The following is a 23119-nucleotide window of genomic DNA, read 5'->3' as shown; positions in this document are numbered from 1 at the left end:
GTCCATGCAGTGTCTTCTTTCTGGAGTTAGATATCGATGGTCTGGCCGAACGCCGTTCATCTTGCCGTTTCGCACACCTCCCCTGCCGTGCTCTGGGCCCTGGCCGAGCTGCACTCGAGCCTTCAGAGGCGCAATGTCGTCCTCGACGCTGCCGCGCCCTTCAAGATCGAACTGGCGGATTCCGCTCCGGATGCGCTTGCCGTCTCCGACACGGCGGAGAGCTACGCGCTGTTCGAAACGGCGGGTGGGATAGGTGTATGGGGCGCGGATGAGCGCGGCCTTATCTATGGCCTGACCGAACTCGCCGATCGCGTCGCGCATGCGCGGACCGGTGAGAACATCTTCGGGCAGTTGCCGATTGCCGAGACGCCGACAGCGCGCGTGCGATCCATCGCCAGGCTCTTCTGCAGCGAGGAGGAGGACAAGATCTGGTTCTATGACCAGAACCAGTGGTGCGCCTATCTCGATATGCTGGCCTATAACAGGATCAACCGTTTTTCGCTGACCTTGGGCATGGGCTACAATTATCCCGGCCATAATCTGTGGATCACCGACGTCTATTTCTACTTTCCCTACCCCTACCTGCTGGATATGCCCGGCTATGGCATTGCCATCGAAGGGTTGGGCGAGGCGGAGCGGCGACGCAATCTCGAGACATTGCAGTTCGTGGCGAGAGAAACGGCCCGCCGCGGAATGGAATTCCAGCTCGCCCTTTGGACGCAGCGCTACGACTTCGATGATGTGCCGCGGGCCAGGCAGACCGTGGTGGGGGTCACCGACGACAATCTGGCGCCCTATTGTCGGGACGCCTTGACCGAACTGCTGATCCAGGTCCCCGAGATTACAGGCCTGACCTTCCGGGTCCATGTCGAGGGTGGCATTTCCGAGGGCGACTATGATTTCTGGAAAGAGGCGTTTGCCGGTGTTGCCGCTGCGGGTCGTCCCGTCGAGATCGATATGCACGGCAAGGGGCTCGACCACGAAATGCTCGATGTGGCACGCCGGAGCGGTATGCCGGTCGCGGCATCGCCCAAATACATGTCTGAACACATGGGACTGCCCTATCACCAGTCGGCGATCCGCAATCGCGAATATCCCAAGAATCCAGGCCGCAGCGACCGCGAACGGATCAGCGCAGGGTCGCGGAGTTTCCTGCGCTACAGCTATGGCGACCTCCTGACCAAGGATAAGGACTATAAAGTCATCTTCCGCATCTGGCCGGGCACGCAGCGCGTGCTCCTCTGGGGTGATCCTGAACTGGCTGCCGGATACGCGCGCAGCTCAATGTTTGCAGGTGCCGATGGGGTAGAGCTTTGCGAGCCGCTGAGCTTCAAGGGCCGGATGGGAACGGGTATTCCGGGCGGCCGTCTCAATTATCAGCGGCAGGACCTGCTCCCGCGATACGATTGGGAGAAATACCGCTATCAGTACCGCGTCTGGGGGCGGCTCCTCTATAATCCTGACGCACCGCGGGAAAGCTGGATGCGCGAATTGCGCAGCGATTGCGGGGATGCGGCTGATCTCTGCGAGCGCGCGCTGGGCCTGGCGAGCCGGGTCCTGCCATTGATATCGATGGCTCACGCACCGTCGGCGTCGAACAATCACTATTGGCCCGAGATTTACACGAATATCAGCCTGATCCCGGGCAATAACGGTCGTGCCTATGCTTTCGACATCGAGGGGGAAGCGCGGTTTGGCAATGTCGTCCCGTTCGATTCCGAGCTGTTCATGAGCCCGCGCGAACATGCCGAACGCCTCCTGGCGGGGGAGGTCGACCATCGCTACACCCCGCTCGACGTCGCCGACTGGCTGGAAGAGATGGCCGCGGGCGTCGAACACGCCCTTATCGATATCAAGGCTTGCAAGGCGTCAGGTCGACCCGCGGTACAGCGTCTCGTTATCGACGCGGCCATTGCGGCCGGCATTGCGCGCTTTTTTGCCGAACGTTTCCGGGCCGCAATCTACGCCGAAATATGGCTGGCAACGCATGTGACCTCGGTGATCGATACAGCGCTCGACTATGTCCGGCGCTCGGTGACGGCATGGGAGGGGATCGCGGCGGTCAGCCGAGAGGTTTACGACAACGACATCACCTATGGGCCGCAGAGTTGGATGCGCGGCTCCTGGCATTCGCGGCTCGAGGAAATCAGGGCCGAGATCCTCGATATCGAAGCATCTCGTGGGGCGCTTAAAAACTATACCGGCGCCGGTCAGGGCAGTACGACGCCCATGCGACCCGACGTCCAGCATGCGCTTGACGCGATCGCCGAGCGCAAGCCGGTGACGGGTCGGCGGCTGGCCAAAAGCGTTCCGGATACGGTGCAGGCGGGGGAGGCATTCACGGTGCGCATCGACGAGGTGTTCGACGAGCCACCCGTACTTCACTATCGTCACGTCAATCAGGCTGAGCGCTGGGTGGCGAGCACCATGACGGCATCGGATGGTGCGTATCTCGGCGTCATTCCCGCCGACTATACAAAAAGCCCATATCACCTGCAGTATTTTGTCACCGGGGTGATGGACTCGGGCCCCTTCATCTCGCCGGGCCTTGAGGGCAACCTCGCCAACGAACCCTATCACACCGCCCTCCAGGCGTGATAGGTGGCCAGCCGGACGAGCCGGGATCAACCCGGCCGCTGGCTGGCCCCGGAGATTCTGAAGAAGTGGTCGATACCGGCCTGGGCGACAGCCTGGTCCTGTGCGGGAGTGCCGGAACTGACGCCGATCCCGCCGACGACCGCTCCGTCAGTGGTCACGGGCAGGCCGCCGCCCACCACCATCAGACGGCCGCCAATGGCGCTGTTGATGCCATAAGCGGGGCTGCCGGGCTGGCTGGCCGCGCCGTATTCGTGGGTCGCTCGACGCGCACCGGCCGCGGTATAGGCCTTATCGATGGCGATCGTCGTGCTGGTGATCTTGCCGCCATCCATGCGCTCGAAAGCCAGGAGATTGCCGCTTTCGTCGGTGATGGCGATGCACATGGGAATGCCGATTTCTTCTGCCTTGCGTCGGGCTCCTTCGAGCAGAATGTGGCTATCGCTGAGTGCAAGTCGTTGAACTGTGATCATGCCGTTGCGCGCTCCGGGCTCGCCGCCGCCTTGGCCTGCCGGCGCCGCTTGTGGAGAATCGGTTCGGTATACCCATTCGGCTGCGAACCGCCTTCCAGAACCAGCTCCAGCGCCGTCTGGAAGGCGATGGATCGCTCTGGGGCAGGGGCCATCGGATGGTAGGAAACATCGTCAGCATTCTGCATATCGACGACGACGGCCATGCGCTGCATGGTGCTGACCACCTGCGCCTCGGTGACGAGGCCATGGAGCAGCCAGTTGGCGATGTGCTGGGACGAGATCCTGAGGGTTGCACGATCCTCCATCAGGGCGACGTCATTGACGTCAGGAACTTTCGAGCAACCGATACCCTGGTCTATCCAGCGCACAACATAGCCCAGGATGGACTGGCAATTGTTGTCCAGTTCGCGCTGGATCGCCTCGCTCGAGAGGTTGCGTCCGCCCAATAGCGGCGGGGTCAGCAAGGCGTCGAGCGCCGCTCTTTCGCGATGGCGCAGACTCTCGCGCACCTGGGCAACATCGACCTGATGGTAATGGGTAGCATGCAGGGTTGCCGCGGTCGGGGACGGAACCCATGCCGTGCTGGCGCCCGAACGTGGGTGGGCCATCTTGGTCGCCAGCATTTCGCGCATATCGTCGGGCCGTGCCCACATGCCCTTGCCGATCTGGGCGCGGCCTTCGAGGCCGTGGCGAAGCCCAAGGTCGACATTATTGTTCTCATACGCCGTCAGCCAGATTGCGTCCTTGATCTCTGCCTTAGGCACGACGGGGCCGGCGCGCATGCTGGTGTGGATTTCGTCACCAGTTCGATCGAGGAAGCCGGTGTTGATAAAGACGAGCCGCTGCGCGGCGGCGGCGATGCATTGGCCGAGATTGACACTGGTCCGCCGCTCCTCGTCCATCACCCCCATCTTGAGCGTATGGCGCGCGAGACCGAGTACGTCTTCAACACGGTCGAAAAGCGTGTTGGCAAACCGCACCTCTTCGGGGCCGTGCATCTTGGGCTTGACGATATAGACGCTGCCGGAACGCGAGTTGCGAAGGCCCGCGGTCTTGCGCAGTTCATGCATGGCGGCGAGCGCCGTGACGAACGCATCCATGATGCCCTCTGGGGTTTCCTGCCCCTTCGAATCGAGGATGGCGTCGGTGGTCATCAGGTGCCCGACATTGCGCACCAGCATGAGGCTTCGACCGGGTAGGGTGAGGGTGTTTCCATCAACGCCCGTATAGTGACGGTCGGGCGCTAGTCGGCGGGTAAAAGTTTGGCCATTCTTGGTAATGGTCTCGGTCAAATCTGCCTTCATCAGGCCAAGCCAGTTGCGATAGACCTTCACCTTGTCTCCGGCGTCGACCGCCGCAATGGAATCCTCACAATCCTGAATGGTCGTCAGCGCCGACTCCATCACGATGTCGCAGACACCAGAGGGACTGTTGCGGCCAATGGGGTGGTGGGGGTCGATATGGATTTCAAGGTGCAAACCGTTATGCACGAACAGCAGAACGCGCCGGGTTTCCGAAACATCGGCATGGCCAAGGAACTGGCCGGGATTGGCCAGGTCGGCCAGAGTGCCATCGGCAAGTTCGATGGTGAGGCCGCTGCTACCAGAACCGCCTTCGATCACGTAGCGGCAAACCTCCTCGTGGCGCCCCGTGGCGAGGGGCAGCGCGGTGTCGAGAAAGTTTGCGGCCCAGGCCACGACGGCGGCGCCCCGCTCCGGATCATATTCCGCGCCACCATCCGGACCGCGGCCTTCAATTGCATCGGTGCCATAAAGGGCATCATAGAGGCTGCCCCAGCGCGCATTGGCGGCGTTGAGCGCAAAACGCGCGTTCATCACCGGCACGACCAGTTGCGGCCCGGCCATGAGGCTAATCTCAGGATCGATATTGCGCGTTTCGATGGCGAATTCTCCGCCTTCAGGCGCGAGATAGCCGATTTCGCTTAGAAACTTCCGATATTGCAGCGCGTCAACGTCGCGTCCGCGATGCCGCTCGTGCCAATCATCGATTGCCGCTTGCAGGCTGTCGCGCTGTTGCAGCAATTGGCGGTTGACCGGGGCAAGCTCATTCAGCGTCTTGGCGTATCCGGCCCAAAAAGCATCAACATCTACGCCAGTACCAGGCAGCGCCTCGGTTTCAATAAAGGTCGCCATCTCTGGGGCGACGTTCAATCCATGGCGAGGGACGAGTTCAGACATAATCGCATCCGGTGTAATCGTTGAATTACCCGTTATGCGCGATGGCACTGACCAACACGATCAAGCTCTACCGAAATTCCGTCCCGTGGGATGGCATGCCGACGGCGTTGTGTTTGCCAACAGTCGTTGGAACCCGCGACGCTGCGCGGATATTGCGCATCACTTCAAGTTGGCGCGGACGAGGCTAGGAACAGATTTCGAAAAGCGCTTTGCCGGCGGGAGCGTTGGAATCGCCGAGATCGAGGACGACGCTCATGTGATTGCCTGGGATAACCTCGACGGATGTCTTGAGCTTTTCGGCCAAATCTTGCGCCTGCATATGGAACGGGCCGGTTTCCTTGTCGCCGACGAGGATACGAGCGGTCTCGGCTGGTGCCAAGTCCAGCCCTAGGGGCGAGAAGCGCTCCACTTCATCCTCGGTGATACCGATTTGGGGTTGCAGGAAGGAGGAGCGGAGAGGGCCGAGTTCATAGACGCCGCTAAGAAGAAGTGCGCGGGGCGAGGGACCAAGACTGCCTTGGCTGAGCAGCATGGCGCAAAGGTGCGCGCCTGCCGAATGGCCCGAGACGGATAACCGATCAGCGTCACCTCCGAACGTCGCCGCATTAGTCTTTAGCCAATCCACCGCACGCGAAACCTGCCGAACGATGGTTTCCATCCGCACCGCGGGCATCAGTGAGTAGTCCATGATGGCGGCGATGGCGCCAGCCTGGGTGACCGTGTCGGCCACATAGGAATAGTCGCTTTTGCTGAACATGCGCCAATAGCCGCCATGCACGAAAAGGTGCACGGCAGCCGGTGTTCTCATCGCTTCCGGAAAGAATAGGTCGAGACGCTCGTCGGGACCTTCGCCATAGGCGACATCGAGCTTGTTTCGAAGCGCGGCACGGCTTGACGCGCTGCGCTCGATGAAGCGCGTGAGATAGCCATCGAAATCGGCGACATGGTCACGCGTGCGGAAAAGATCTGTCATCAGAATGATACCGCGACATATTTGGGCTCCATGAATTCAGCGATACCATGGATGCCGCCTTCGCGACCAAGCCCACTTTGCTTGACGCCGCCGAAGGGGGCCGCGGGATCCGAGACCAGACCGCGGTTGAGCGCGATCATGCCCGCTTCGATGCGGCCCGAAATGGCGAGGCCGCGCTTGAGGTCGCTGGTGAAGACATAGGCTGCGAGGCCATATTCGGTATCATTGGCCATGGCGATGGCCTCGTCTTCAGTCTCGAAACGATAGAGCGGGGCAACGGGGCCAAAAATTTCTTCCTTGGCCATGGCCGCATCGGCAGGCACATCGACGAGCACGGTGGGTGGATAGAAGAAGCCATCGCCATCCGGGCGCTGGCCGCCTGTCGTGACGCGCGCACCCTTGGCCAGGGCATCGGCAACAAGAGTTTCGATCTTTTCGACGGCCTTCCTGGTGATCATCGGACCACAGGCCGTCGCCGGATCCGTGCCGGCGCCGACGCGAAGGGCGGCCATGCGTTTGTTGAGGCCTTCGGCGAAGCGATCGTAAATGCCATTCTGGACGATGAAGCGGTTGGCCGCAGTGCAGGCCTCGCCGGCATTGCGCATCTTGGCAACCATGGCGCCATCGAGCGCCGCATCGAGATCAGCGTCATCGAAGACGATGAAGGGCGCATTGCCACCCAGTTCCATCGAGCAGCTCAGTACCGTCTTTGCCGCTTCGGCAAGAAGGGTGCGCCCGACCCCGGTCGAGCCGGTGAAGGAGAGTTTCCGCACGCGTGCGTCGTTGAGCATGGCGGCTGTCACCGGGCCGGGTCGGCTGGTGGTGATCACGTTGACGACCCCCGCCGGCACACCGGCCTCGGCGTAGAGTTCGGCCAGCGCATAGGCCGTCAGCGGAGTTTCGCTCGCGGGCTTCAGCACCACCGTACAGCCTGCCGCCAGCGCCGGGGCGATCTTGCGCGTGGCCATGGCGGCGGGGAAATTCCAGGGCGTGATCAGCACCGCGATGCCGATCGGCTCCATGTCGACCAGGATACGATTGCTGCCCGAGGGGGCCATCCGATATTCGCCGGCAATGCGCACGGCCTCTTCGGCATACCAGCGGAAGAACTCGGCGGCATAGGTGACCTCGCCGCGCGCGTCGCCGAGAGCCTTGCCGTTCTCGAGGGAAATCAGGGTCGCCAGTTCGTCAGCCCGCTCGAGCATGAGCTTGTGGCAGCGGAGCAGGATTTCGGCGCGCCGGCGGGGCGGGGTTGCGCGCCAGCCGGCCGCTGCAGCGGCAGCGGCATCGACGGCCGCGGTCGCCTGCGCCTCTGTTGCGTCGGCAACTTCGGCGAGCACAGCTTCGGTCGATGGGTCAACGACCGGAATGCCTCCGCCCGCGACCCAGGCGCCGCCGATATAGAGCCCCTTGGCATAGCGCGAGCAATCGAGTGCGGGGGAGGTGAGGGGCAGGACAGAAGCGAGTGTCATTGAAGAATTCCCGAGATCAAATCGCGTGCTGGAGGTTGCCGGAAAAGGCAGCTCCGATCAGGCGGTGCATGGCGGAGGTATCGAGCGGCCGCGGATTATTGTCGATGAGGCGCCCGATGGTCAGCGCCTGCTCACCGGTCCAGCCCAGTTTGTCTTCCTCGAGCCCCAAAAGCTTGAGGTTGGCCGGAATGCCGATGCGGGCGAACAACGTGCGCACGAGCTCGATAGCCTCATCGGCGCGCTTGGCTTCGTCGGTCTCGGTCGAGCCCAGGGCTTCGCCGATGGCGGCGAATTCGGCGGTTGCGTGCGAGCGGTTAAAGGTCATGACATAGGGCAGCATGCAGGCAACACCGAGGCCATGGGCCGTGTGAGTCAGCGTGCCGATAGGATACTGGATGGCGTGAGCCGCGGCAGTGCCTGCAGTGCCGAAGGCCATGCCCGCGCAGAGCGCGCCCATCATCACATCGGATCGCGCATCGATTGAGTCGGGCTCGCGATAGGCGCGCTCGAGGCTGCGGCCGAGGAGTTCGATGGCAAAGAGTGCAAAATGATCGGTGAGGGCGCTCTTGCCGACAAAAACACGTTCTTGCGCGAGGGCTGGGCTGGGCGCGCGGCGGATCGCCGTAAAGGCTTCGATCGCATGGGTCAGGGCATCTGCACCGGCAATTGCGGTCAGGCCCGCAGGGCAGGTCAGGGTCAATTCCGGATCGCAGATGGCGGCGGAGGGGATGAGATGGGCGCTCGATATGCCCACCTTCATAGCGCGATCAGGATCGGAGAGGACGGCGACGGGCGTAACCTCCGAACCGGTGCCGGCTGTGGTCGGCACGGCAATCATCGGCAGAATGGCGCCGGGTACCTTGCCCTCGCCGTAATACTGGCCCGGCGAGCCGCCATGCTTGAGCAGAAGGGCAACGGTCTTGGCAAGGTCGAGACAACTGCCGCCGCCGATGCCGATTACGAGATCGGGCGCAAAGCCGCGCGCCGCATCGGCGACCTTGGTGCAGGAGTCGCGGGGTACATCGGGTTCGACGCTCGCATCGACGAGCACAGTGATGCCCTCGGCTTCGAGAAGGCCGATCATTTCCACAAAGACGGCTTCGCCGGCAAGGCGTGCATCAGTGCAGACGAGGGCGCGCTTGCCCAGGCGTGCGGCGACTTTACCCAAGGCATGGCGTTGGCCGGCGCCGAACAGGACCTCGCGCGGCAATCGAAGGGCTGCGAATAGGCTCATGACGAGAGTTCCTGATTGACTGGAGAATGAGGGATTGGCTTGCCGAGGCGTTCGCGAAGGGCAGTCCAGAGGGTGTCGTTGATGTCGACGCCATGTTCGAGGGCGACCTGCCGCCGCTGCCGTGCGCCGTCGCCAGGCACGCTGACGGGACGCCGCGGATCGGCCGGCGGGCTGCGGCGCAGCGCGGCGAGATAGTCGGTGATGCGTTGGGTCTGCAGCCCAGCGTGGGGCGGGTCGATTATCACGAATACATCGCCCTTGTTGGCCGCGTACCGGGCGTCGAGCGTGCCATGCACCTGCGGCGCAAAGGCCGAGCCGGCCAAGCTTGCGACCAGTAGCTCGAAGGCGAGACCGAGGCCATATCCCTTGGCGTCACCGAAAGGGGCGATCGAGCCGTGCTTGGCGCGTTCGGGGTCGATCGTCGGCTCACCATCTGCGTCGAGTGCCCAGCCGCTCTGCAGCGCAACATCACGCAAAGCGTGGTCATGCACCTTGCCCATCGAAACCACGCTAGTGGCCAGATCCAGCACGAAAGGTTCTTCGGTAGTTGGAATGCCGATGGCGACGGGATTGGTGCCGAGCATGGCGCGAGTGCCGCCAAATGGGTGCACGAGCGCCTCGCTGGTCGAGAGAGCAATGCAGATCTTGCCCGCGCGCGCCACTGTGTCGACGTAGAACGCCATCATCCCCAAGTGATTAGAATTGCTGATCGCGGCATAGGCGATGCCATATTGGGCGACGCGATCGAGCAGGGCTTCAATGGCCACAAGGGCGATCACTGGACCGAGGCCCTGCTGCCCATCGACATGGAGTTCCGTCGGGCGCGACAAGTCAAGGATGCCGCGTGAGCGGGGGTCAGCCAGACCCTTGGCGATGCGATCGAGCAGGCGCGGTAGTCGCTGCAACCCGTGCGACGGATGGCCGGTCAATTCGGCATAGATGAGATTTTCGGCTTGGAGGCGCGCATGCGCAAGCGGCGCGCCGGCATTCAGCAAAAGCGCTGTTGCCACCTCCTCCAATTCGCTGGCCTCGATCCTCATCGGAAATCCTATACGATATCGTATTGCATGTCGGCGAACATCATGTTAGCCAATGGTTAAGTCAAGAGGAAAAGATGGCCAGAGACCTTCCGACAGATCAGGGCGCCAGCGCCGCACCGGTGACGGCCATCCAGCGCCATAGCCTTGCGACCGAAGTCTATGAGACGGTGTTCGGCCAGCTCATGTCCCTAAAGATTGCGCCAGGCTCGCGCATCACCGTCGACAACCTGGCGCGCGAATTGCGAGTGTCGCAGACCCCGATCCGCGAGGCGCTGAGCCGCCTTGAAGCTGAAGGCTTGGTGCGGAAGACCCATCTCGTGGGCTATAGCGCCGCGCCGCAGATCACCGCCAAGCAGTTCGCTGATCTCTATGACCTGCGTCTGTTGCTTGAGCCTGATGGCGCGCGCCGTGCCGTCGCGCGGCTCGATGCCGAGTCCGTCGCCGAATTAACCGAGGCGGCCGGCGTCATGGGGCGTCGGGCCAAGACTGGCGACGAACGTGCGCGCTATTCTCAGTTCGCCCGGCAGGACGCCGTGTTCCACGACATGATCCTGAAGGTAGCAGGCAACGAGCTCATTCGTGACACGCTCAACCACCAGCACGTGCACTTCCACATCTTCCGCCTGATGTTCCATTCGCGCGTCACGGAAGAAGCGCTCGCCGAACACGAAGCGATCGTCGCCGCTTTCGAAGCGCACGACGCCGCAGCCGCCGAAAAGGCCATGCGCATCCATATCGAGCGCTCGCGGGATCGCCTGTTGCCGGTTTTCGACGAATGAGCGCGGTCCAGATGATCCAGGAGCCGGTGCAATCGCCGGCCGGCGCCGTGCCGCTGATGCAGCTCTCCGAGCTCAGCAAGGCCTATGGCCCGGTCACCGTGCTGTCTGACGTCAATCTCGACATCCGCGCCGGCGAGATCCACGCGATCATCGGCGAAAATGGCGCCGGCAAGTCGACGCTGATGCGGGTCATCTCGGGCCATGTGAAGCCAACGGCAGGCACCATTCGCCTCGCCGGCGGGGAAGTCACCTTCAATACGCCCGTCGTGGCCGAACATGCCGGTATCGCCCTCGTTCACCAGGAAATCCTCCTCGCAGACGGACTGACGGTCGTCGAGAACCTCTTTCTCGGCCGCGAACGCACGCGCAATGGCGTCGTCGACGATCGTGCCATGGAGCATATCGCTTCAGAACGCCTCAAGGCCCTGGGCTCAACGGCATCGCCGCGGGAGCTTGTGCGCAACCTGCCGATCGCGCAGCGCCAATTGGTGCAGATCGCACGCGCTCTGCTGGAGGATCATCGCGTCGTCATTTTCGACGAACCGACTGCCGTGCTGACCACGGCCGAGGTCGATACGCTGCTCGGCATTGTGCGCGGCCTCCGCGATCGTGGTGTCGCGGTGCTCTACATTTCCCATCGGCTCAACGAGGTGGAAGCACTGGCCGACCGCATCACCGTTCTGCGCGATGGCAAGATGATCGGCACCTATGACGCAGCCGCGGTGACGCAGGAAGATATGGCTCGCCTGATGGTTGGCCGGGAGCTGGCAATGCTGTATCCGCCCAAGCGCGGTGTCTCCTTGCTCCCGCCGGTTCTCGAAATCCAGCACCTGAGCGTCCCGGGCTTCGTCACCGACGCCTCGCTTGTCGCCCGGCCGGGCGAAGTGCTTGGGCTCGGCGGTATGATCGGGGCAGGGCGCACCGAACTTTTCGAAGGTCTTTTGGGCCTGCGCTCCACCAAGGTTGGGCAGGTGCGCGTCAACGGCAAGCCAGTACGCATCCATTCGGTCGCCGATGGCGTCGATGCAGGTATCGGCTACCTGACCGAGGATCGTAAGGGCAAAGGCCTGTTGCTGCGCGAGCGGCTGGCGCCGAACCTGGTGCTCACCGCGCTTTCTCGGCTTTATCGCAAGCCCTATATCGAACAAAAGGTCGAGGCCCGCGAGCTCGATCGCGCCATCGGCGAATACGACATTCGTGTCCGCTCCAGGCGCCTCGAAGCCGGGCAATTGTCCGGCGGCAACCAGCAAAAATTGCTGCTCGCCAAGATCATGATGCTCGACCCGCAGGTGGTGATCATCGACGAGCCCACCCGCGGCATCGATATCGGCAACAAGAGCCAGATCTACTCCTTCATCGACGCGCTGATCCGGGCCGGCAAGGCCTGCATCGTTATCTCGTCGGAGCTGCAGGAGCTCGTCGGGCTTTGCGACCGCATCCTTGTCATGCGCGCCGGCAGCATCGTGGCCGAATTTGCCGGCGATGACATTACCGAAGAAGCCGTCGTTCTGGCGGCCACAAGTGGCGGACCAACCGCTGCGGCAGGAGGAGATTCCCGTTGACCGACATTGCAGCGCTACCGCAGCGCGAACCCTTCACGCAGCGTATCAACTGGGTCGATATAGGCCCCTTCATCGCCCTCGCCGTGCTGATCATTGCAGGCGTCATTATTAATCCCGACTTTCTCTCGCCCACCAATGTCGCCAATGTCGTGACGCGGTCGGCCTTCATCGCGATCATTGCGGTGGGCGCGACGTTTGTCATTTCCTCGGGCGGTCTCGACCTCTCGGTCGGCTCCATGGCGGCCTTCGTCACCGGCATCATGATCATGTTCATGAATGCCATGGTCCCCTCGATGGGCGCTAATGCCATCATCGCCGGCATGGCTCTGGTGCTCTGCGTTGGTGCGCTTTGCGGGCTTTTCAACGGCCTCATCGTCACTGTGGGCAAGATCGAGCCCTTCATCGTGACCCTGGGCACCATGGGCATCTTCCGGGCGCTCATCACCTTCATGTCCGATGGCGGCAATATCCCCATCGACAGGAGCCTGCGCGAGCCCTTCCGCCCGGTCTACTATGGCAACTTCATAGGCATCCCGATCCCGATCATCGTTTCCATCGTCGTTGCCCTGATCGGCGCCTTCATTCTCTACAAGACCAAGTTCGGCCGCCGCTGCGCCGCAGTGGGCGCCAATGAGGATGTGGCGCGCTTTTCGGGGATCTCGGTTGGCCGCATCCGCACCATGGCCTTCGTCATCCAGGGCATTTGCGTCGCCATCGCAGCCATCTGCTATGTGCCGCGCCTTGGTGCCGCCACGCCCACAACCGGCCTGCTTTGGGAGTTGCAGGTGATTACCGCCGTGGTCATCGGCGGCACGGCGCTGCGGGGCGGCAAGGGCCGCATCTGGGGCACCATCGCCGGCGCCGTCATCCTCGAGATGATCGCCAACCTCATGGTGCTCTCGAACTTCATCTCCGAATACCTCGTCGCAGCCGTACAGGGCGTCATCATCATCATCGCCATGCTCGTACAGAGGTTCTCCAAGCAGCCGTGACCGGACCTCACGGCTGCATAAAGTTCAGGTCCATTTATTTCTGGGAGGAAATCTTATGTTGAAACGTAATCTTCTGGCCGCGGCGGCTCTGGCGACGATCCTCGTCGCTGCACCCGCCTTGGCCCAGGAAAAGAAAACCATTGCCGTCTCGATCCCGGCCGCAACGCATGGCTGGACCGGTGGCGTCGTCTATCACGCGCAGAAGGCCGCCGAGGAAATCAACGCCGCCTTCCCCAATATCGAAGTCACGGTCAAGACCTCGCCGTCTGCCGCGGCTCAGGTGAGCGCCCTCGAAGATCTCACCGCCTCGGGCAGTCTTTCCGCGCTTGTCATCCTGCCGTTCTCCTCCGATGAACTGACCGGCCCGGTGCAGTCCGTTTCCGATGCCGGTACCTTCATCACCGTGGTCGACCGCGGCCTGACCGATCCCGAAATCCAGGATCTCTACGTCGCCGGCGACAATATCGCGGTGGGCTCTACCACGGCCAAGTTCCTGGTCGACAATCTGGGCGGCAAGGGCGATGTCGTCGTGCTGCGCGGCATTCCCACGGTCATCGATGACGAGCGTATCCAGGGTTTCCAGGAAGGCCTCGAAGGCTCCGATATCAAGATCCTCGACATCCAGTATGCGAACTGGAACAGCGACGAAGCCTTCAGCCTGATGCAGGATTACCTCGCCAAGTATCCGCATATCGACGCCGTCTGGGCCAATGACGACGACATGCTCCTGGGTGTGCTCGAAGCCATCGAGCAGTCGGGCCGCACCGAGATCAAGTATGCGCTCGGCGGCAATGGCATGAAGGAAATCATCGAGAAAGTCATGGCTGGTGACGCGATGACCCCAATCGAGACACCCTATCCGCCGTCCATGATCAAGACCGCGATCTACATGACTGCTGCCCAGTTCAACGGCCAGGCGCCCGTGCGTGGCAGTGTCAAACTCGACGCACCGCTGATCACCAAGGACAATGCGGAAGAATATTACTTCCCCGATTCCCCGTTCTGATTGCTAATGGGCTGCGCTCTGGCGCGGCCCAACCACTTTACTGATTGGAGACCCGAGAATGCCCGGCAAAAAGATTCTGATGCTGTGCGGTGAATTCACCGAGGAATACGAAATCTACGTCTACCAGCAGGCCATGGAAGCGGTAGGCCACACCGTGCACGTCGTCTGCCCGGACAAGAAGGCGGGCGAGTTGATCGCCACTTCACTCCATGATTTCGAAGGTCACCAGACCTATACCGAGAAGATGGGCCACTATGCCCTGATCAACAAAACCTTCAGCGAAGTGCGGCTCGAAGAATATGACGCTGTCTATGCGGCCGGCGGTCGCGGTCCGGAATATATCCGCACGGACAAGCGCGTGCAGGCCATGGTGCGCCACTTCCACGAGACGCAGAAGCCGATCTTCACCATCTGCCACGGCGTGCAGATCCTCGTCGCCGTCGATGGCGTGGTGCGTGGCAAGAAGGTCGCGGCACTCGGCGCTTGCGAGCCGGAAGTAACGCTGGCTGGCGGCACCTATATCGACCTGTCGCCCACTGAGGCCTATGTCGACGGCACAATGGTTTCAGCCAAGGGCTGGACCGCACTCGCGGCCTTCATTCGCGAATGCCTCAAGGTTCTGGGTACCGAAATCCGCCACAGCGGTGACGTATCGGAAAAAGCTGCCTGATTTGCGATGGCCGGTTCAATTGACCGGCCATTTTTCCTCCAGTGAGTACTCCGTCTCGCGAAAAAAGCGCTGCAGCTTTCAGTTAGGCGCTGCCGTCTTTTTCGGTGGAGCCTGACAATGCTGTTTGTGGCGATGTGATGACGCGGTTCATGAATTCATAGAATCCCCACCTCTTGCTTTCTCATTGGGGTTGGCCTTTCTATGCGGGGCCGTATTTGGGAGGGCAGGATGCTGGGTGGACGCCGCGCAGTTCGAACCGTCTTTGGCGCATTGGTTCTGGCTTTGGCCGGTATCATGCCTGTTGCCGCCGAGACGAAGATAACGCTCTTCGAAAATACCGACCTGCCCGGGTTCGACTATTCCATCATCAAGAATACGGACCTCCAGAGCTGCCAGGCGGCGTGTAGCGAGGACAATATCTGTCGCGCCTTTACCTATAATTCGCGCAGCCAGTGGTGCTTCCTCAAGGGTGACATTGGGGATCGCGCCGAGTTCTCCGGTGCAACTTCAGGCCGCGTTAGCCGCGCGCCCACGCCGGCCGTGACCGAGGCTGTGCGCCAGGCGGAACTACCGTTCCCGGCGCAGTCGTTGATCGATGCAGCCAAGGGTTTTGCGCGCGACCTGCCGCAGACCGACGCACCGGCGCCGAAGGCGGTTTATGCCGATCTCGTGGCTTCGGGCGACGAAGAGGTGGCCAACGAGAATTATCCCTCCGCTATCGTCGCCTATCGGCAGGCGCTGGCGATCAATGCCAATGATCGGGCCGTGTGGCAGGCGCTGGCCGAGGCTGCCTTGCGGCGGGCCGATGCGGTGGCCGGACAGAGCGAGGGGGACAATAGCTATGACCTCTCCTATGTCGGCTCCAATGCGGCGATGAATGCCTTTTTGCGCTCGACGAGTGAAGATGATCGGGCCGCGAGCCTGCGGGCGCTCGCCAATGCCATGGAATATCGCGAGATGTGGCGCGAGGTGATCGCGACCTATCGCACGGCTTTGGCGCTGGTGCCGGATGCCGATGTCGAGGCGCATCTCGATAGCGTGGTGGCGCAGCACGGGTTCCGCGTGACCGATCATGTGGTCGATGCGGAAGCGGCGGCGCCGCGCATTTGCGTCGTGTTCTCCGAGCCGCTCGCGAGCACGGATGTTTCCGCCTATGTCTCGATTGCCAATGCGCCGCAGGTTTCGGTCGAAACCGAAAGCGAGCAGGTTTGCGTCGAGGGCGTGCAGCACGGCAATCGTTATACGATCAAGCTGCGTGCGGGGCTTGAAGCGGCCAGCGGCGAAGAGCTGAGCAAGGATGTTGATCTCAGCGTCTATGTGCCGGATCGCGCGCCCTTCGTGGGCTTTGCCAATAATGCCTATGTGATGCCGGCCGGGCTCGGTGGCGGGCTGCCGATTACCTCGGTCAATGCCGAGACGGCCGAGGTGATGATCTACCGCATTGGTGATCGCGGGATTGCTACGGCGGTGCGCGATGGCGTGTTCCAAGGGAGCCTCAATCAATACAATGCCGAGGACATTGCCGATCGCGTGGGGCAGCAGGTGTGGACCGGCGAGGTTGATCTCGCGCAGGGCGACAATAATGCGCTGACGACGACGGCCATTCCGGTGGCGGATGCCTTGGGCACACTGGAGGCCGGGGCCTACGTGATCACGGCGCGGATCAAGGGCGAGCCGGATGACGATTATTGGTCGGATCTGGCGACGCAGTGGTTCATCGTCACCGACCTTGGCGTGACGACGATTGCCGGCGATGATGGCGTGCATGCCTTTGTGCGCAGCCTTGAGACGGCGCAGCCGGTGGTTGGGGCCGATGTGCGGCTCGTGGCGGTCAACAATGAAATTCTGGGCGAAGCCACCACCGACGTGGATGGTCGCGCGGTATTTGCGCCGGGTCTGGCGCGCGGAACGGGTGGCAGGGCGCCGCAATTGCTGGTCGCGGAGACGGCAGACGATTACGCCTTCCTTGATCTCTCGAAGCCTGCGTTCGATCTGACCGATCGCGGGGTGGAAGGGCGTCCGTCGCCGGGGCCGCTTGATCTGTTCATGACCACGGAGCGAGGGGTCTATCGACCGGGCGAGGTGGTGCATTTAACGGCGCTGCTGCGCGATGCACGGGCCGAGGCGGTCGAGAACCTGCCTTTGACGCTGGAAGTCGAGCGGCCTGACGGTGTCGTGGCGTCGAGCCAGGTTTTGGATGACGAGGGTGCGGGCGGCTATTATGCGGCGCTACCTATGGCCAGCGAAGCCATGCGCGGCTCATGGACGTTGCGGATCTATTCCGATCCCAATGCGGCTTCGCTGTCGAGCACGACGTTTCTCGTGGAAGATTTCGAGCCGGAGCGTCTGGCCTTTGAAATCAAGCCGCAGGGCGAGGGGGCGTTTTCGGCCACTGAGGCTAATCTCATCGATATCGCTGCAAAGTATCTTTATGGCGCGACGGCGCCGGGGCTTTCTATCGAGGCCGATGCGATTGTGCGTCCGCGGACGACGCTGCCGGAATTCCCGGGTTTTACGTTCGGCCGCTTGGACGACACTATCGAAACGACGCGCGAACCGCTGGGCGTTGTCGGGGTGACCGATGACGAGGGCAATGCGGTGGCCGAGGTGAGCTTGCCCGAGGGGCAGGCGACGACGCGGCCACTTGAGGCGCAGGTGCTGTTGCGGCTGGTTGACACCAGCGGGCGCACCGTTGAGCGCAGTATTACCCGGCCGGTTCTCGCAGATGGCGATCGGATCGGCATCAAGCCGGTGTTTGCCGATGCGACGGGGCTTGAAGAGGGCAGCGAAGCGCAGTTCGAGCTGATCGTCGTTTCACCAGAGGGCAAGAAGGTTCCGGGGACGGGGTTGAACTGGACGCTGTCGCGGGTCGAGACCAATTATCAGTGGTATCGCGATGGCAGCACGTGGAAGTGGGAAGGGATCACCACTACCCGTGAGATTGCCAATGGCGAGGCTGATACGCCCGATGGCGGTTCGGTGACCGTGGGCGCCAATGTTAATTGGGGGCTCTATCGTCTCGAAGTCGAGGGGCAGGGCACCTCGTCGAGCTACGAATTCTACGCCGGCTACTACTATGCCGATGCGGGTTCGGATACGCCGGACACGCTGCAGGTGGCGCTCGACAAGCCGGCCTATAAGGTGGGCGAGACGGCGAACCTGAAGCTCGATCCACAGTTTGCCGGTACGGCGCTGGTCATGGTGATCGACAATCGCGTCATCGCCATGGAAGCGGTGGAGGTGCCTGAAGGCGGCACGACCGTGCCGCTTGAGGTGACCGAGGAATGGGGGCCGGGCGCCTATGTGACGGCGGTGCTCTATCGTCCGTCCGATACGGCGGAAAAGCGCATGCCTTCGCGTGCGCTGGGCCTCGCTTTTGCCGATGTGGAGCCGGGGGATCGCAAGCTTGACGTGAAGCTTGGGGCGCCGGATGTGACGCTGCCGCGGCAGAGTTTTGAGGTGAGCGTTGATCTCGCCAATGTGGCTGCGGGCGAGAAGGCCTATGTGGCGGTGGCTGCGGTCGATCTCGGCATTCTCAATGTCACCAATTTCAAGGTGCCGGCACCGGATGACTACTACTTTGGTCAGCGCCAGCTCGGCATGGAAATCCGCGATCTCTATGGCTCGCTGATCGATCCGACACAGGGGCTGGCGGGCGCGATGCGCTCGGGTGGCGATGGTGGCGGTTCGCGCTTGGGCACGCCGCCGCCGATCTCGGTGCTGGTGGCGCTGCATACGGGGATTGTGGAAGTCGATGCTGACGGCAAGGCGACTGTCTCGTTCGACATGCCTGATTTCACCGGCACGGTGCGGGTGATGGCCATGGCCTGGACTGCCTCGGCAGTGGGGCATGCGTCGACCGATGTGATCGTTAGGGATCCGGTGGTGGTGACGCTGAGCCCGCCGCGCTTCCTGCGTGTCGGTGACGAGGCGCGGCTGCTGGTTGAGGTCAACAATGTCGGTGGGGCCGCCGGTTCATACGAGGTGGCGCTGTCGACTGGCGAGGGGATTTCGACTTCGGCCGAGACCAGTGATGTGGAGCTGGGCGAGGGCGAGCGGACTTCGCTGGACCTGAAACTCAACGGCATGCAGATCGGCGATTGGCCGGTGCAGTTGACGGTGACCGGGCCTGATGGAACGACACAGACCAAGGAATTGCTGCTTGGCGTGCGGCCGACCAGTGCGCCTGTCACCACCAGCCGTTTGGTGGCGATCAAGGCGGATGGCAGCGCCTCGATTGACGCGAGCTATTTCGATGGGCTGTTGGCGGATACCGGATCGATGACCCTCGCCATTGGGCCGATTGCGCGGCTCGATGTGCCGGGGCTGCTGCTGTCGCTCGATCGCTATCCCTATGGATGTGCGGAACAGACATCCAGCCGCGTGCTACCGCTGCTCTATCTCAATGAGGTGGCGCAGATGATCGGGGTGGCCAAGGACGACAAGCTCAACCAGACCGTCATTGATGCGATAGCCAGCATTTTGGCCAAGCAGACGTCTTCTGGCGGTTTTGGCCTCTGGGGGCCATTCGATGGCGGGGATTTCTGGCTCGATGGGTTTGTCACCGACTTCCTGCTGCGCGCCAAGGCGGCTGGGTACACCGTGCCGGAACAGGCGTTGAGCATGGCGCTCGATAACCTCTCCAACCAGCTCTCCTATGCCAGCGACTTCGAGAATGGCGGCGAAGACATTGCCTATGCGCTTTACGATCTGGCGCGTGCCGGTCGGGTGTCGATGGGTGATCTGCGCTACTATTTCGAGGCCCGTCTTGCCGCCTTCGGCTCGCCGCTGGCACAGGCGCAGCTGGGTGCGGCGCTGGCTCTCTATGGCGATACGACGCGCGCCAATGAGGCTTTTGTAGCTGCGGTCGACAGCGTGGGTACAGCCCGGAACAATAATCGTTATCGCAGTGATTATGGCAGCCGGTTGCGGGATATGGCCGGAGTTCTGGCACTTGCGGCCGAGTTCAAGCCGGCTGGCGTCGATCTGACTTCGCTGGCCAATCAACTGGCAAAGCTGCGCGATCGGACGCGTTACACCTCAACGCAGGAGGATACCTGGACGCTGCTGGCTGCTTCGGCTCTTGGGGCGAGCAGCACGGATGGGTCGATCACCATCAATGGCGAGGCACTGACGGGGCAGGTCTACCGCCGCGTCGAGCAGGCCGGTTTCGAGACGGTCGAGATTGCCAATGGCGGTTCAGCCGATACCGAGGCCAAGGTGACGGTGACGGGCTATCCGGCGGTGCCGCCGGATGCCTCGGATGATGGCTTTGCCATTTCGCGGGCCTATTACCTGCCTGACGGCACCGAGGTCGATCCGACTGAGGGTATTCTTGCCCAGAATGACCGCCTGATCGTGGTGCTGCGCGTGCGGCCGCATGATTTGGGCTCGGGGCAATATGTGGTGGCCGATCCGCTGCCGGCGGGCTTTGAAATCGAAAACCCGAACCTGTCGGATGGCGAGGGCGTGTCGGATTTCAACTGGCTGTCGCTCAACATGCCGGTACATGTGGAATCGCGAACCGACCAATATGTCGCCGCCTTCCGGTATGGCTCGGATCCCGGCACCTTCACCACGGCCTATATGGTTCGTGCGGTGACGCCGGGCACGTTCGTGCTGCCGGGCGCAACGGTGGAAGACATGTATCGTCCTGAATCCCGCGGCAATACGGCGGCCTATTCGATCGAGATCACCGCCCAGGGCCAATGAGCGACGACGGTACACAGTCACAAGAAAAGCAGCCGCGCCCATGGGTGGCGCGGCTGACGCTTTTTGGTTTTTCGGTTTTCGTACTGGTGCTGGCTGGGGTGATCCAGCTGGTGTCGTGGACGACGACGATTTCGGCTTCGCTGCCGGCCGTGCCGGATCTGGAGACGCTGCCGGTTTCGGCGGAGGTCACGGATCGGGATGGCCTGTTGTTGCGGCCGTTCACGACATCGGGTGGCCACTGGCGCCTGCCGGTGACGCGCGACGAGGTCGACAAACGCTTCATCGACATGCTGATTGCCTATGAGGATCGGGGTTTTGCTGATCACGAAGGCATTGCGTGGAACTCCATGCTGCGGGCGGCGGGGCAGTTCGTGCTGGCCGGGGGCAGGGTGGTTTCGGGCGGTTCGACGCTGACCATGCAGGTGGCGCGGCTGGTCGAGGGACAGCCGACGCGAAACGCCTTTGGCAAATTGAGGCAGATGATCCATGCGCAGCAGTTGGAAGCCAATCTCAGCAAGGACGAAATCCTCGATCTCTATCTGACGTTGGCGCCCTATGGCGGGAACATTGAAGGCATTCGTGCGGCAACGCTGGCTTATTTCGGCAAGGAGCCGACGCGGTTGACGACGGCGGAGGCGGCGCTGCTGGTGGCGCTGCCGCAATCGCCGGAAGCGCGGCGGCCGGATCGGGATTCCGCGGCGGCTTTGGCGAGCCGGAACATGGTGCTGGATCGGTTGGTGTCGATCGGCACGATTGCCGAGGAAGAAGCGCGGGCGGCAAAGCTCGAACCGATCCCGACGGCGCGAAAGCCCTTTCCAATGCTGGCGGCGCATATGGCGCAGCAGGCCGTGAAGGCGCAGCCCCTGGCGCGGACGGTGGAACTGACGCTCGACAAAAGATTGCAGGATGCGCTGGAGCGATTAGCGGCGGCGCGGGCGCGGTTGATCGATCCGCGTGTGTCTGTGGCCATTGTGGCGGCAGATATCGATAGTGGGGAAATTCTGGCGTCGGTGGGGTCGGCGGGGCTGCTGGCGACGGAAAGCGCCGGCTTTGTTGATATGACCAAGGCGGTTCGCTCGCCGGGGTCGACGCTGAAACCGCTGATTTATGGGCTCGCCTTCGAATTGGGTCTGGCGCATCCGCAGAGCCTCATCGAGGACCGTCCCACGGCCTTTGGCGGCTATGTGCCGGTCAATTTCGATGGGTTCAATCGTGGCACGGTCACCATCCATGATGCGCTGACAGAGTCTTTGAATATTCCGGCGGTAGTGGTGCTCGACGCGGTGGGGCCGGCGCGGCTGGTGTCGCGATTGAAGCGGGCGCATGCCAATCCGCTGCTGCCGGTGGACACGGCGCCGAGCCTTGCCGTGGGGCTGGGCGGGGTTGGGATTACGCTGCGCGATCTCGTTTCCGTCTATGCCGCGCTTGGGCATGGCGGCAAGCCGGTTACGCTCTATGACGGGCTGGGGGAGCGGCCAGTGCAGCAGGTTTCGGCCCCGGTGCTTGATCCAGTCTCGGCTTGGTATGTGGCGGATATTCTCTCCGATGTGCCGCCGCCGCTGAATGGGTCGCCGGGACGTGTGGCCTACAAGACCGGCACATCCTATGGCTATCGCGATGCTTGGGCCATTGGGTTCGATGGCAAGACGGTGGTGGGAGTCTGGGTGGGGCGGCCGGATGGAGCGCCGGTGCCGGGGCTTTCGGGGATTACCGGGGCGGCGCCGATCCTCTTTGAGGCGTTCGATCGGCTTGGGAGCCGCAAGGCGGCTTTGCCCAAGGCGCCGCCGGGTGTGCTGTTTGCGTCAAATACGGAACTGCCGACGCCGTTGCGGCGGTTCCGGCACCCGAATGAAGATCTTGTTGCGCGCGTTTCGGCTCCCGAGATTGCCTTCCCCGGCGATGGCGTCGATGTCGATCTTGGGTTGCGCGGCGGTTCGCAGTCGCCATTGGTGGTGAAGGTGCGCAATGGCGTGCCCCCCTTCACCTTCTTTGCCAATGGCGCGCCGTTTGGGCGGTCGCAATTTGCCCGGCAGGATAGCTGGACCCCGGATGGGCCGGGCTATGTCACACTCTCGGTGGTTGATGCCGAGGGGCGGGGCGATACGGTCACGGTATTTTTGGATTAGCTCGCGCTTGACGGGCGGCGACCGGCCTTGAGGGGCTTGGGCTTGGCTTCGTCGGCGGCCGGAGGCACGAAGAGTTCGGCGATGGAGACGGAAAGGGCGGTGGCGACCTTGTCCAGAATACCGATGGACGGATTTTCCATCATGCGCTCGAGCCGACTGACATAGGTGCGATCTACCGCGGCGAGCTCGGAGAGTTTTTCCTGGGACAGCTTTCGTTCGACGCGCAGGCGCCGCATGTTCCAGGCTACAAGTTCACGACTATCCATAAAAGCTTCGGCGCCCCCCAC

The 23119-nt window shown here is 62.4% G+C and carries 15 protein-coding genes; 8 read left to right on the top strand and 7 right to left on the bottom strand.

The genetic code is table 11. The features are described from left to right. Positions 1–36 precede the first annotated feature (36 nt). Positions 37–2598, top strand: coding sequence for a hypothetical protein (locus J7557_RS21180; RefSeq protein ID WP_291422393.1), 2562 nt, complete (start codon positions 37–39; stop codon positions 2596–2598). A gap of 26 nt (positions 2599–2624) precedes the next feature. Here the strand turns inward: J7557_RS21180 and J7557_RS21175 are convergent, their stop codons facing one another. The 6 genes from J7557_RS21175 to J7557_RS21150 form a co-directional block, all read right to left on the bottom strand. Beyond that, the gene (locus J7557_RS21175) at positions 2625–3068 is read right to left on the bottom strand and encodes a heme-binding protein (RefSeq protein ID WP_291422391.1); all 444 of its coding nucleotides are present in this window, start codon (positions 3066–3068) and stop codon (positions 2625–2627) included. Further along, complete coding sequence (locus J7557_RS21170) at positions 3065–5266, bottom strand: malate synthase G (RefSeq protein WP_291422389.1); 2202 nt, start codon at positions 5264–5266, stop codon at positions 3065–3067. Before J7557_RS21170 ends, J7557_RS21175 begins: the two co-directional genes overlap by 4 nt. Positions 5267–5450: 184 nt before the next feature. Beyond that, positions 5451–6239, bottom strand: coding sequence for an alpha/beta hydrolase (locus tag J7557_RS21165; RefSeq protein ID WP_291422387.1), 789 nt, complete (start codon positions 6237–6239; stop codon positions 5451–5453). Continuing rightward, positions 6239–7711, bottom strand: coding sequence for an NAD-dependent succinate-semialdehyde dehydrogenase (locus tag J7557_RS21160; RefSeq protein WP_291422386.1), 1473 nt, complete (start codon positions 7709–7711; stop codon positions 6239–6241). Before J7557_RS21160 ends, J7557_RS21165 begins: the two co-directional genes overlap by 1 nt. Before the next feature lie 16 nt (positions 7712–7727). Next, the gene (locus J7557_RS21155) at positions 7728–8945 is read right to left on the bottom strand and encodes an iron-containing alcohol dehydrogenase (RefSeq protein WP_291422384.1); all 1218 of its coding nucleotides are present in this window, start codon (positions 8943–8945) and stop codon (positions 7728–7730) included. Beyond that, a complete protein-coding gene (locus J7557_RS21150) occupies positions 8942–9985 on the bottom strand; it encodes an Ldh family oxidoreductase (protein WP_291422382.1) in 1044 nt (347 codons plus the stop codon). The genes J7557_RS21155 and J7557_RS21150 overlap by 4 nt, the downstream gene beginning before the upstream one ends. 74 nt (positions 9986–10059) lie before the next feature. Between J7557_RS21150 and J7557_RS21145 the strand changes: the two genes are divergently transcribed. The 7 genes from J7557_RS21145 (at position 10060) to pbpC (ending at position 22832) form a co-directional block, all read left to right on the top strand. Further along, positions 10060–10764 (top strand): GntR family transcriptional regulator, encoded by a 705-nt coding sequence (locus J7557_RS21145; RefSeq protein WP_291422380.1) that lies wholly within the window; start codon positions 10060–10062, stop codon positions 10762–10764. Between the two features lie 56 nt (positions 10765–10820). Next, a complete protein-coding gene (locus J7557_RS21140; RefSeq protein WP_291422511.1) occupies positions 10821–12326 on the top strand; it encodes a sugar ABC transporter ATP-binding protein in 1506 nt (501 codons plus the stop codon). Positions 12327–12331: 5 nt separating this feature from the next. Then, positions 12332–13318: an ABC transporter permease gene (locus J7557_RS21135; protein WP_291422509.1), complete on the top strand. Its 987-nt coding sequence runs from the start codon at positions 12332–12334 to the stop codon at positions 13316–13318. 55 nt (positions 13319–13373) lie between these two features. Further along, entirely contained in the window at positions 13374–14324 is a 951-nt protein-coding gene (locus J7557_RS21130; RefSeq protein WP_291422378.1) for a substrate-binding domain-containing protein, read from the top strand. 58 nt (positions 14325–14382) lie between these two features. Continuing rightward, positions 14383–14994, top strand: a complete 612-nt coding sequence (locus J7557_RS21125; protein ID WP_291422376.1) for a DJ-1/PfpI family protein — start codon at positions 14383–14385, stop codon at positions 14992–14994. A gap of 228 nt (positions 14995–15222) precedes the next feature. Continuing rightward, complete coding sequence (locus J7557_RS21120) at positions 15223–20706, top strand: alpha-2-macroglobulin family protein (protein ID WP_291422374.1); 5484 nt, start codon at positions 15223–15225, stop codon at positions 20704–20706. Then, positions 20703–22832 carry a penicillin-binding protein 1C gene (gene pbpC, locus J7557_RS21115; RefSeq protein ID WP_291422372.1) on the top strand — a complete coding sequence of 710 codons (2130 nt, stop codon included), beginning with the start codon at positions 20703–20705 and terminating at the stop codon, positions 22830–22832. The genes J7557_RS21120 and pbpC overlap by 4 nt, the downstream gene beginning before the upstream one ends. Here pbpC and J7557_RS21110 read toward each other — a convergent pair. Continuing rightward, entirely contained in the window at positions 22829–23098 is a 270-nt protein-coding gene (locus tag J7557_RS21110; RefSeq protein ID WP_291422370.1) for a helix-turn-helix domain-containing protein, read from the bottom strand. The genes pbpC and J7557_RS21110 overlap by 4 nt on opposite strands. Positions 23099–23119 lie beyond the last annotated feature (21 nt).

This window comes from Devosia sp. (assembly GCF_017744655.1).
In the GTDB taxonomy this organism is placed as follows: domain Bacteria; phylum Pseudomonadota; class Alphaproteobacteria; order Rhizobiales; family Devosiaceae; genus Devosia.
Note: the sequence above shows the minus strand (reverse complement) of the source record. Positions and strands in the feature narration are given on the sequence as shown.